Source organism: Salinispira sp. (genome assembly GCF_059431795.1).
In genome coordinates this window covers 61890-74300 of sequence record NZ_JBXWXS010000027.1, presented here as the reverse complement: position 1 = coordinate 74300, position 12411 = coordinate 61890, and the positions used below count along the sequence as shown (strand labels likewise).

Annotated in this window: 11 protein-coding genes; 2 read left to right on the top strand and 9 right to left on the bottom strand. The window is 52.4% G+C overall.

Annotated elements, in window-relative coordinates:
* Window positions 1-51 precede the first annotated feature (51 nt).
* Complete coding sequence (locus tag AC52PS_RS09095; RefSeq protein WP_495562745.1) at window positions 52-1824, bottom strand: AMP-binding protein; 1773 nt, start codon at window positions 1822-1824, stop codon at window positions 52-54.
* Window positions 1825-2000: 176 nt separating this feature from the next.
* Between AC52PS_RS09095 and AC52PS_RS09090 the strand changes: the two genes are divergently transcribed.
* On the top strand, window positions 2001-3404 hold the full coding sequence (locus AC52PS_RS09090) for an aldehyde dehydrogenase family protein (RefSeq protein WP_495562744.1): 1404 nt from the start codon (window positions 2001-2003) through the stop codon (window positions 3402-3404).
* A gap of 24 nt (window positions 3405-3428) precedes the next feature.
* Here AC52PS_RS09090 and AC52PS_RS09085 read toward each other — a convergent pair whose 3' ends face one another.
* The 8 genes from AC52PS_RS09085 to AC52PS_RS09050 form a co-directional block, all read right to left on the bottom strand.
* Entirely contained in the window at window positions 3429-4037 is a 609-nt protein-coding gene (locus AC52PS_RS09085; RefSeq protein ID WP_495562743.1) for a class I SAM-dependent methyltransferase, read from the bottom strand.
* Window positions 4034-4396 (bottom strand): DUF2834 domain-containing protein, encoded by a 363-nt coding sequence (locus AC52PS_RS09080; protein ID WP_495562742.1) that lies wholly within the window; start codon window positions 4394-4396, stop codon window positions 4034-4036. The genes AC52PS_RS09085 and AC52PS_RS09080 overlap by 4 nt, the downstream gene beginning before the upstream one ends.
* Before the next feature lie 117 nt (window positions 4397-4513).
* Entirely contained in the window at window positions 4514-5131 is a 618-nt protein-coding gene (locus tag AC52PS_RS09075; protein WP_495562741.1) for a LiaF domain-containing protein, read from the bottom strand.
* 124 nt (window positions 5132-5255) lie between these two features.
* Window positions 5256-6689 (bottom strand): VWA domain-containing protein, encoded by a 1434-nt coding sequence (locus tag AC52PS_RS09070; RefSeq protein WP_495562740.1) that lies wholly within the window; start codon window positions 6687-6689, stop codon window positions 5256-5258.
* Window positions 6690-6882: 193 nt separating this feature from the next.
* Window positions 6883-7812 carry an FHA domain-containing protein gene (locus AC52PS_RS09065; RefSeq protein ID WP_495562739.1) on the bottom strand — a complete coding sequence of 310 codons (930 nt, stop codon included), beginning with the start codon at window positions 7810-7812 and terminating at the stop codon, window positions 6883-6885.
* Window positions 7813-7879: 67 nt separating this feature from the next.
* Complete coding sequence (locus AC52PS_RS09060; protein ID WP_495562738.1) at window positions 7880-9742, bottom strand: serine/threonine-protein kinase; 1863 nt, start codon at window positions 9740-9742, stop codon at window positions 7880-7882.
* A 5-nt stretch (window positions 9743-9747) separates the two neighbouring features.
* Complete coding sequence (locus AC52PS_RS09055; protein WP_495562737.1) at window positions 9748-10773, bottom strand: metallophosphoesterase; 1026 nt, start codon at window positions 10771-10773, stop codon at window positions 9748-9750.
* 14 nt (window positions 10774-10787) lie between these two features.
* A complete protein-coding gene (locus AC52PS_RS09050; protein WP_495562736.1) occupies window positions 10788-11315 on the bottom strand; it encodes a hypothetical protein in 528 nt (175 codons plus the stop codon).
* A 145-nt stretch (window positions 11316-11460) separates the two neighbouring features.
* Between AC52PS_RS09050 and AC52PS_RS09045 the strand changes: the two genes are divergently transcribed.
* Window positions 11461-12408, top strand: a complete 948-nt coding sequence (locus AC52PS_RS09045) for an HU family DNA-binding protein (protein WP_495562735.1) — start codon at window positions 11461-11463, stop codon at window positions 12406-12408.
* Window positions 12409-12411: the final 3 nt, after the last annotated feature.

The window sequence follows — 12411 nt, the reverse complement described above, 5'->3', positions numbered from 1 at the left end:
TTTGAAAATGCCTCTCCGGACAGAATATGCCGGGGACAGAATAAGCCGACATTACCGCCTTTTCTGATTATTTTGCCCCTTTTCTTTATTTTCGGCGTCCGTTTCCGCCCCTTGCGATCGCTCTTTCGAGTGCTTGTCCGGTTGGTCTTCTGCTTGGTCTTGTGGGTGGTCTTCTGGTTGGTCCCCGGTGTATAAAAACCGCCGTATCTTTTTGGTCGGCGTTTTTTCGAATTCGTCCTTCTGCTCAATAACCTTGTGCAGCCGTGAGAAATTGCTGAGCTGACGATTTACCTGCTCCTGTATATGTTTGAGGTACTCTCCGATATCTCTGGGTATATGGGAAGCATTCTCCGCAAGATTATCCACGTTCTCTGTCAGTTCCTGGTAGTTCAGATGAATCCGGGCAACCAGTGACTGCTCTTCCTGGTACACCAGGGATTCCTCAACAAAGTCCATGTTGTTCACCAAAGATTCTATTGCTTCTGGATAGATGTTCTCTCCGCTGGGGCCCAATATTACGTTTTTTTGCCGGCCTTTAATGTACAAATACCCTTTCTTGCCAAATGTTCCCAAATCTCCGGTATAGAACCATCCCTCTTCATCCAGGACCTCACGGGTCTTTTCCTCATCCCGATAGTAGCCCTGCATAATGCTGGGCCCCCGTACCACAATCTGCCCTACCCCATTCTCATTGGGCTCAACAAGCCGCACTTCAAGGCCCGGTACAACAGGACCGGTGGACCGGTAACGGGACTTCTTGGCATTTGCGCCGGCAATAAGCGGAGATGTTTCGGTAAGACCATAACCGATTGCATAGGGAAATTTTGCCTCCCGAAGGAACTGCTCCACCTCCGGATCCAGTGCAGCTCCGCCGATTCCGAAGAAAAACAGCCGATTTCCGAACATTCTTTTCAGCTTCTTTCCCGCTAAGCGGTTAAGAATCTTTCGAAACAGCTTTCGCCGATAAAGCTTCCCAACCATATTGTCCTTGGAAAATCGGGGGAGTACCGACTGTCGGTAAATCTTTTCAATAAGAAGAGGAACGGAGAGCATGAGATGGGGGCGTACATGAGCGAGAGCCGGCAGAAGTACCGTAGTGGAGGGAGGCCGTTCCAGGTAAAACACATGAGCTCCAGATATTAGGGGGAGAATCATTCCCAGGGTGCACTCATAGGTGTGGGAAAGGGGAAGAATGGAAAGCATACGGTGATGCCTGCGCATTGGCGGGATCTCTTTGGATGCCACCGCATTCCACACAAGATTCTTGTTGCTGAGCATTACGCCCTTGGATTGGCCGGTTGTTCCCGACGTGTAGATAATACAGGCGGTATCATCTTCCGCTACATCCGGGTATGCTCCGGAACTCTCTTCCTGTGCGGTCGAATCGCTGACGGAATCATCTCCCTGGTCCAAGTCTCCGAACCTTTCAATATCATAGACGCTGCAAAATGAAGCAATCTGGGCCGTTTTCCCTTTCAGACGCTTACTGACGATAATTGCCCGGCTTTCGCTGTGATCAATAATATTGATTACATCGGCCGCAGAAAAATCCGGCAGGATGGGTACAATTACCGCCCCGATATTGTTAATGGCGAAGTAGGTCATCGCCCATTCCGGGCGGTTCTCCGAAAGAATGGCCACCCTGTCTCCCGGTTTGACCCCTTTATCTATGAGAAAGCGGGAGATAGATTGAATCGATTCTCCCAATTCCCGATAACTGTACTGCTTTCCATCTACAAACCCCAGAGCGGGAAGTTGTGAAAATTCTCCGGTAAAGCTTTTCCAGGCGTGCTGGAGTGTATATGTTGTATACCTATGGTTCATTGCATTCTCCCATGTAAGTCCAAACATGGTAGCATGACTTACACAGAATTGCCCGGATACCCACAGAAAAATCCCAGATTTTTCCCTGGATTCCAAGGCACCGGATGCAATTTCCTCCATTTTCACCGGCCCCTCACCAGTCCCCCGGTACAACAACCTATTACAAGGAGACGTAGATGCCCCAGACTCTGAAAACCAAATCATCCAATAAAATTCAGGAAGTACGACGCAGCCAAAGGGAATTTTTTCGCAGCGGAAAAACCCGTGAAATTGCATTCAGGAAACAGCAGCTCATACGGCTGAGGGAGGGCATTAAAAGGCATGAAGAAGAACTCCTCTACGCACTGGAAAAGGACCTGGGTAAATCCGAATTTGAAGCCTTCAGCAATGAGATCGGCCTGGTATACGCGGAAATCAAGCATGCGCTGCGTAAGCTGAAACGCTGGAGCAAAGCCAGAAGGGTGGGGGTTGAGCTCTATTTGCGCCCCGGCTCAGGGCGGATTATCCCCGAGCCCTACGGTTCGGTACTAATCATCGGACCCTGGAATTACCCCATACAGCTGCTGTTCCTGCCCGCGGTGGGTGCAATTGCAGCGGGAAACACCATCGTTCTGAAGCCTTCGGAGCTGGCTGCCCACAGTGCGGCAGTAAGCAGAAAAATAATTGAATCCGTCTTCCCCCCCGATTACGCTGCGATTGTTGAGGGAGGCCCCGAAGTAAGCCGGGAGTTAATCGATCAGCGCTTTGACTACCTGTTCTTTACCGGAAGTGTTGGAGTTGGTAAAAAAGTGATGCAGGCGGCATCGGCCTACCTCACCCCCCTCACCCTTGAGCTGGGCGGGAAAAGCCCGGCCTTTGTTCACCGATCCGCTGACATTCCTCTTGCCGCAAGAAAAATAGCGTTCGCAAAATTTAACAATGCGGGTCAGACCTGCGTAGCTCCGGATTATGTTTTGGTGGACGCAACTGTTGAAGAGCAATTCCTGGATGCCCTTCGAACGACCATTCTCGAATTCTACGGAGCTGAACCCAGCAGCGCATCGATGTACGGCCGGATTATTAACGGGAAAAATTATCAACGACTGGAAAAGCTCATGGAGGAAACAACGTCTCAGCTATACATGGGAGGTGAGCGGGATGGTGAACAACTATATATTGAGCCCAGCATCTACCGAAACGTTTCCCGTGAAGACATTCTCATGGAGGATGAGCTCTTCGGCCCCCTTCTGCCGGTAATCAGCTATACATCTCTCGATGACGCCATACGGGATGCAGCCGATGGTCCAAAGCCCTTGGCGGCATATATCTTTGCCAAGGACGGGACGGCGGTAAAGCGAATTTCAACGGGATTTTCCTTCGGCGGGGGCGGGGTCAATACCGCCCTGCTTCACGTAGCCAGTCATAAGCTTCCCTTTGGCGGGGTGGGAAGCAGCGGCATGGGCAACTACCACGGAAAAGCCAGCTTTGACACCTTCAGTCACTATAAAAGCATGCTTCATCAGCCCGCTTCCTTCGATGCCAAACTTGCATATCCCAACAAGAAGCTTCCCATGAAATTGGTACGCAAGCTCTTCTCCTAGGCATATACAGCCCCGGAGTGGTGACTACGGGGTGTTTTTCACAGCCAGCATTTGAATTACCGCGCTTAATCCCTGATGATACGGTCCCTCGTCCACCTTGCGGTTTACATCCCGCAGAATGCTGAACTCCATGCCGGCAAGCTCTTCCCGCAGCATCCCCATGGTATACAGCATCTCAGGACGATGGGCCGGCCCGCCGGTTCCAGGCATATCCCGCTGCCGGGTACTGTAACCCTCCATAAGATAAATGCCACCCGGTTTCAAAGCTCCTGCTATTTGCCCGTGGATGTTTTTCCTGATCTCCGGCGGAAAATGGGCTGCCACGGCGATAATTGCCCCCCACTTTTGTTCACCCAGAGAATAATGGGCAAGATTAGCGGGAATGAATTGCACTTCTACACCCCGGGCTTCGGCAAGCTCCCGGGCACGGTTCAGCCCCACCTCCGACTGATCCAATGCGTGCACTTCAAGCTCTTTTCCCGCCAGAAAAACGGCATTCCTTCCCTGCCCTTCTGCAAGACAGAGCACCGGTCCCCGGGGAATATGTTTCCAACTCTCCGCAATCCAGGCATTCACCTCCGTCCCATAGGCGAAATCGGCCTCCGTGTAACGGTTATCCCAAAATCCCTTCATGTTGCTCCGCCTCTGTCAGATTGGGACGACGGGCTTTCCGCCGCCCGGGATCTGAGAAAAAGAAAGAAGGGCAGACCAAAAGATATGCCCACCATAAACGTACCTAGTAATGCTATCCACCAGTACGGAATCTTTCTCTTCCGGATTTCGATAATGAGAAACGCCAGGAATGCAATACCCGTAACAGCCAGATCCCATCCGAAAAATGCGGTTTCCGGAGACGCATATACGGCGGAAAAATGCTCAATCAGGGAGTACTCCCCGTCCGCAAGCATGGCGGGCATTTGACTGTAGGGTGCGATTATTCCAAGAACTGCGATGATTAGAAAAACACCTTGAACCGGGGAAAACTTTTTCACCAGTAACCTCCTGAATTTCAGCTGAGATTGATACTCATGCAGGAGGAAATATAGTAACGCTGGAGTTGAAGGGCAATGGAAAGGGTAAACGAAAGAGGGGAAACAACAGGGAATTGTTCAGCGTTTAGTAATAATATACACCGAACCCAGGATGGCTTGCCCGGACACCTGAACTCTGGCCGCCGGATGTGAGTGGGGGTTCACTGTCTCGATTTCATTACCTTCCCCCAGAAAACTTGAAATAAACCCCTTTACCTGCTGGAAGAACTTCTGATCCTCATTTTGCCGCTTTACTTCACCCAGAACCGGAGTAACATCCACGGTGACTTTCACGCCCTTGGGGACAATTATTTTCACATCTCCGAGAACCGCACTGAGTTCGATGGTGGTGAGGGGGCCAAGCACAGGTCTTCGTAGATCCAGGGTGGTGGAGCCGAACACAGAGCGAACCTGCACATGGTCGTGGATCAGCCAGTCTCCGTCCATCTGTTGACTGGAAAAAATACTGCGCACAGTCTGAATGCCCGGATCGGGGTAGCGCTGAACCGCGGTACTGCCGCCCCCAAGGGCTTGAACATCCGAAACCAGCTGGTTCAGCTCCTCCACACTGTTGCGGCGGTTCGCTTCTTCAACCCGGAGTTCATACTGTTCAGTACCGATAACATCCCTGGAAAACGCATCGGTAAGAATATCGATTACTTCTTCCCGACGCCGTTCCACAAAAGAATCTGACATTCCCAAGCCCCCTCTATGATGAGAGTATAGCACAGGCGCGAACCCAGATGCGAATATATGGGCACAGATTCACGAAAAACCGCAGCTCTTCTTACTCCGTTGCAGTAAGATTCCCATGCCGGTTCTATTCATCTTTCACAGTACTTCCTTTGGCCCCATCCCCATTGGCTGTATCAGACGGTGGAGCAGCCATTCTGGTCATATCCTCATCGAACACCAGAGTGGTACCCTCCATTCGGATTACATCTCCGGCCTGCAGCTTCCTCTTGCTGGTTTTCCGGTTGTTCACCCATACAGGCTGCTCTGAAACAAGAGTGAAGCCATCATCTCCCCGCTCAATTGTTGCGTGCTCTCCTTGTATTCCCGGTTCTCCGGCGATGGTAAGGTCGGCTTTTCGGGACGATCCGATTACCGTGGCATTCTGCTGGAGCTGGACGGTGAAATTCCCTCCCATCCGTCCGCCCCCAAGATTCTGCAGCTGGGGAGAAGATGCCGCATGCTCAAAAGAGAGAAGAAAAAGAATCAGCATAATAATAATAGCTACAGCCAGCAGAATCAGAGGAAATAGAACGGAAATTCCGGAAGCCGCTCCGAAGATCAGAGGGATTCTGTATTCCCTGCTGGTCTCCAGACCGGCATAGCGGACAGTCAATTCTCCGCTAAGATTGCGAATGCCCGGCGCAGCTATGCGCAGCCTGTGTTCCGACAGGGTACGCTGACGGATATCTTCATACACATCTTCCAGCTCAGTTGCACTTCGGGGTTCATATACTGCACCACCGGTCTCCGCTGTCAGACGCCGAAGCGCAGGATCGGGACTTTCGGAAAAGCTGGCGGCATACAGACTCACACCCGCCTCACTGAAGGCGGAAGATACCCTGTCGGCTCCCGGTGCATTTTCACCCCACTCGGGATGCGCAACTCCGCTGTTCCGAAAGACGCTGTAATTCTCTCCGTCGGATAATAGTATGACCACCTTCCTGCCCGGTCCTGTGGGAAGGGAGTCCAGACTCCGGATGAGGCTGCTATACAGCTCAGTATAACCCTCACCGGGAGCAGGCGGCTCAATGAGGGACACCCCCCTGATCAGACGCCCGGTGTCTTCTTCGGGATATACAAGAACCTGATAATTCGTATTGAATACCGCCAATGCGAACCGATCCTTATTTCCCGGCACCGAGCCCAGAAATCCTTCTAATGCCCGGGATGCATTGGCATAACGGCTCCTGCCCTCCAAAAGCTCATCGTGCATCGAGCCTGAATTATCCATGAGAAAGAGAAAGGTGATAGCTTCATCCCGAAGAGGAAACTCTTCAAGGGAGGCCACCGGAATTGGATTTCCGCCCTGATCCAGCACCTCCAGCCCGTCCCGGTTCATGGCAGGATATGCCAAAGTTCCACCGCTGCTTCTGCTGTAAGAAAGGTATATTTCAAGCTGTCCGTCAAGAAGCGCCTTTGAGCTGTCGATCTGAGTGATATTCAGCTCCTGGGCGGACAATGATGCCCCCAAAGAGATGATCAGTATAAGGATGCTGTACAATCCCGTTTTCCGTTTCATGCTTTCCCCCGTTCTGTCCTCTGCTTCATCAGTCTCATTCCGTATCAACCCCGGCATTTTCAGATCCCCGCACACGGATCTATTGCCCGCGCGCACGGATCTATGGCCCCTGCACGGATCTATCGCCCCTGCACGGATCTATCGCCCCTGCGCGGATCTATCGCCCCTGCGCAGATCTATGGCCCGCGCAGATCTATGGCTGGAGAAGGAGCAGCTTCACCGGCCCCAACTGAATCACATCCTGGTACTTCAGGATTCCGGAACCCTCGGGCCGTGCGTCATTGACCCGTACATCCCCGGCATCGGATTTGAGAACCATATCTTCCCCTGATTGAACTACCAGGGCGTGGCGGGGGAGAATGTTCTCATAATCGCCCAGGTATACCCCGGCATTCATGTGGGATCCGATTGCAGTTTCCCTGCCGCTGAGCAGATATTCACGGTTTTTGTTCACTCCGGTAAGCACTCTCAGCCGGGCGAAACTCAGCCGCCGCTCGAATTCTCCCAGGGCGAAACCTAAAACCGCCCCCAGGATGAGGAATCCGATGAGACGGGCAGTCATGGATGATATGCCCCCTTGAGCGCTCCGGAGAAGGAGCTCAAGAACCACCCCTCCAATCAGACCGCCCAGAGCTCCACCGAGAACCCCTGCCCACAATCTCCGGGATGAACCGCGTCTGAACCCCGACACAGCCCCGGAAGCCATCCCGATGAGCGTCCATCCGATGGATCGGCTTACCAGACTGAGAAATTCCGGGGATTGAACCGCAGCGTCGCCCATAGGAGCGGCAGCGAAGCTGTCAAAGCGGACGGCATCGGCGGCACCGGCCAGAAAAAGGTAAAGCTGAGCTGCCAGAATCATAACCCCGGCGGAAATAATCCCGGTAAGCAGCCCCGATAAACTCCCCCGGATAATTCCAAGCTTCAAGCGGGAATAGGCCATGTCATCCACCACACCAAGGCTTACTCCCAGTGCAGTCCCCACGGCAGCCCCCTGAAGAAGGGTAAAAAGAAAGTACCCCGGTATACTCAAGAAAAAAAGGAGCTCAATTCCCGAAAATGCCAAAACACCGCCAAGAATTCCCGAGACAATATACAATAATCGCTTCTTGCCACCACTCATAGTCAGACCTCACATATTTCTGGATGCTCTGTATCAGAGCGTTCTTTCAGTAGCCTGGCGGCTTCCCTCAGCGCAGGATCCGCAGCCGACCGTCTTCTGTTTCAACCCGTATCCGCGAATCGGTTCCCGCTTGTAATTCCAGGGAAACGCTGTCTTCCCAGCTGTTTCCGTCTCCATCGCTACCCGAAGCCTCCACCACATACCTGCCGGGTAACACCGGATACACTTCTCTATTGCCCGGTTCAATATCCACTTTCACTATGGCACCATCTTCAACCGCATTGATTCTGGAACTGCCATTGATGCGGATCCGGTAATCTTCCGCTCCGCTGAGTTCAATGGACAGCCTGGATGGAACCGGAATAAGATCCGCAGCCAAAGTCAACCGGTCCTGGGATACATCAAGCCTGAGGATAAAATCCTGACTGAGGTAGCCGGGAGCCTCAACGCGAAAATGCCGTACATCGCCGCTGAACACCGCTGCGTCGGACAACGGCACCCTGCTGCTCCCCTGCAGAAAACTGTAGCGGGCCAGGCCGTCCAGATTCCTTCCCGTGAGGGCATCCCGGGATATGGTCTCCACCCGAACCTGACGGGGAGCAGGGGCCAACGGAGAGGTGAAGATTCTCAGCTCCTGGCCCCGGCTATTCCACGATGGAAGAAAAAAGCTTTTCCAGATAACCTGACCGTTCACTTCGGTCTTGAGCCGGTAGCGGCCTTGGGGAAGCACCAGTGGAAGACTGGAAAAATTGTTTGCTCCGTTGCTGCGGGTTTCTCGGTAAATAATCCGATGGGGCAGCATGGGAATCTGATTATCATCATCCCGGTAAATGCTGCTGTCCGGAGTGTCCCCGGCGCTGTTTCCTCCAGCAAGGATATCGGCGTTTTCCAACACAAACCGCACTTGTCCGTAATTCGAGGGAAACAGCAGCCGGTTATGCATATTCGTCAGAACATCAAGACTGGCAAGCCCCCCAAGAAGGAGAATCCCGGCTGCAAATCCGGCGGCTCGTATGATCCCCGGCTGCTGCTTTTTCACGGTAAGGGGAGGAAGCTCGGTTCCCTGAACATAGGCGGCTAGGCGTTTTTTAATCTGATCCGGGTAGTACTGTTTCAAAAATCTTTGGAGATGCTTTTCAAGCTGCTGGGCGTCTTTCACCCGGCGGCGCTCATTCGGCCGGATCAGCTTCCGGATAATCCGCTCAAGGGGACGGGAGATGGCAGGATTCAGTTTCCTGGGCCGGGGATACTTTCCTTTTTGGATTTGCTGGATCAGTTCCGGCGAAAAACCTCCCCCGTATGGCTTCCTTCCGGTAAGCATTTCATAGAGCATTACCCCGAGGGAATACAGGTCCGCCCGATAATCCACTTCCCGGGAATTACGAAACTGTTCCGGCGCCATATAGGAGGGAGTTCCCAGAGTCATGCCCTCGCTTGTAAGCGTCTCATCGCTTGATTCCCTGCTGGAGGCAATCCCGAAGTCTGCCAGCTTAATATCACCCTCACGGGAAATCAGAATGTTCCCCGGTTTAATATCCCGGTGTATCACTGACTTCTTGTGGGCATATGACAATGCCCTGGCAGTGTAGAGAGCGATGTATGCCGCACTGGCATTATCTATATACCGCTGTGTTTCCAGAAGATCCTTAACCGAAACCCCGTCAACGAATTCCATTACAATATAGTTGCTGCGGCCCTTCACGAAGTGGTCGTGAACGTCCACAATATGGTCGTTTCGAAAATCCATGAGAATTCGCGCTTCTCTGCGGAAGCGCTCGGTGAGAGTCGCGGTGCTCCCCAGACTCAGCTTTTTAATAATCACGGAACGTTTCAGTGTGGGGTGCTCCGCTTTGTACACCTGCCCCATGCCCCCGCTGGCGATAAGAGATTCAACCCGGTATTTATCTATTGATTCAGGTATCCTGGCCATGTTCGTCAATCCTGTATTTCGTAAATATTCTGTTCAGGCAGAAAATTTTTCATGCTCTCCACATATGCGATCACATGCCGGTTAGGGGTGTTAATCTGGACATAGCGACCCTGCTGGCGCAGATCATAGCGCCCGGACACCGGTCTATGCCCTCCAAAAATTCTGCCTCCATCCCGTGCCCCCAGCAAGTTGCTCAAGGTTCCCTCAGCACTGTACTCTTCCGCCTGGCCGTTATCTACCCATGTAAGGCTGTGAATAATCCCAGGTCTCAGATAGGCATTAATCACATCATCCTCACTGAGCACCCTGGCAGGTTCGGCATGGGTGACAAGAAAATCTTCGGCTCGGGTCATGAGGGGGAGCGCTTTCTCCCATTCGTATATCATACGGAAAACCTCTTCACCCATAAACTGTTTCACCCAGCGCTTCACCATATCTCCCTCATAGACGAATTTTCTGAACGGATGATTCCCTTCTCCCTCTTCATTTGCAATATTTTCATGGTTGCCCTTGAGAAAGAAGAAGCCTTCCGGGGCGGCATCCTGGAGCATACAGACCATTGCCAGCAGCCCGAGATTTTCCCGCATCTCCTGGTCCATGGCGCTATGCCGTTTGAATCCGTCAATGAACTCTTCCATTGCCTGCTGCCAGCGCTGCCTGCCCCGGGACTCTGAATGAAAGGCATCTCCAACGCAAATGATCTGCGCCCTTCCAGCCAGTACATCCGACAGAACCGGCCCGCCCTGCGGATGATCCCCCGGAGGCCGATGCCTGAGCACCCTGAGCAGGAAGTCCATTCTCCCGTGCAGATCGGGGACAATTATGCGATATTCCGCCGGAGGAAGCTCAACCAGTCCTCCGGGCACTCCCCGCTCATCCGGAGGCCGGATTTCCGGGGATGGCGAACTAATACCGTACAAACCTGCGTTGAGAGCCTGGATCAAGTCCCCTGGGGGAATAATTTCCGGGTCTTTGAGAATTCTCCGGAGGCGGTTGTACAATTCCCGCCCCCGGGAGTCCGAGTGGGCCATAGAGTATTTCCCGTCTATTCGTCAATGAGTGTTTTGTTGATATCAACAAAGTCCTGTGTAAGCATCATTGTAACATCTCCAAGGACTTCCAGCCCCTCATCTTCGCTCAAATCTTCCTTCAGCACTGCAATTGCGTACACAGGGCTGGACTTGCTGATGGGCCCCTTGGTGAATTCAGCTGCTGAACCAAGATTCAGTGAACCGCTGAGATCGGAATGCTGTGCAGAGGCGCTTTCGGGAACATCCTGACGCAGTCCGATACTCACATACTCAACTTCCCGTCCGTCATCACCCAGGGGGCCGAGACTGATCAGAGACCCCGAATAGGTGAGGAGTAAGGCCCCGCGGGCGTCCTCTTGCTCAAGATCGTCAACCTCTTCCATCTCCCGTTGCTTCGTCTGCTCAAAAAAGGCACGCTGTTTTTCCAGCCAGGCCCCTGCGAGCTGTTCCAGAGGATCATCCCCTGCTATCTCGGCGGTCTTTACAAGTTTGCCCAGGTGCTCCTGGATTTCTTTTTCAACACTATCGAATTGTTCACCCATATTTCGCTCCTTGATACTATTTCAATAATCGCAGCTGCTCTGAACAAACTACAACATTTTTCCATGTATTTCCAATATTTCCGTCTTTTTTTGAAATCTATTCATCTCAGTTGAAAAATATTCGGCCTCGGGCTATTCTCTTATTATGGCGAGCACAGAAAATGGCAGCGATAGGCACAGTGACAGCATTCCCGAACCAATCCGCAGACATCTCCTCTCTCTGGCAGAAGCAGAGGGAAAACATGAAAACACTGAATACCTGGAGGAACTGCGAAGGGTATGGCAGAAAAAGGCCGTAGTTTTCCATCAGGCCTGCGAGGATGCGGGACTCCAGCTTCTGGACAGCCTTGAGCACCAGGATGACCGGGGTTTCCTGGTGCTTACCTACTCCGGATCTCTGCTCAGCATGGGACCCCGGGTCTACAACACCCAGGGCAAGGGAGGCCGCTGGAGCGAATACTCCTCCATAAAGCTGCGCACCGATGTTCCGGATATCATTATGGAAAAGGATGCAGACACCGCATCCGACGTACGTCTTGAGTACGGCGTAAAGCTTAACGCCCAGCGACTAAAATCCACCAGTCCGGTGTACATTCTCGCAGTATGCCCGCCGGGTATCAACAGCGAGGAACAGGACAAGCGAATCCGGGAAAGCAGCATTTATATCACCACCGCTTTCATGAAATACAACAGGACACTCCAGCTCGACAGGGATAACGTACCCGACCAGTTTACCATGAAATCCATGACCAGATACATCGCCAAAAAGCACAACCTGACCGGGAATGAGGCACGCCTGCTTATTGATGATTTCCTCACCTTGGTGGAAACCGGAATGCTTTTGGGGGAATCGGTTCCCTTAGGAAAAATTGGACGCTTCTCGGTAAAAATTCGGGGTGCCCAAAACGCCCGCAAAGTGAAACACCCCGGTACCGGAGAAGAAATGATTATTGAACCAAAACCATCCATGGGTGTTCCCAAAATATCCTTCAGCTCGTATTTAAAAGAACGGGCTGCCGGTCTGAGTGACAGGGACGTGGAAGCTGGAACTGATTACCGGTCTGAAAGCGATGAAGATAGCGCAGAGGATTGAAAA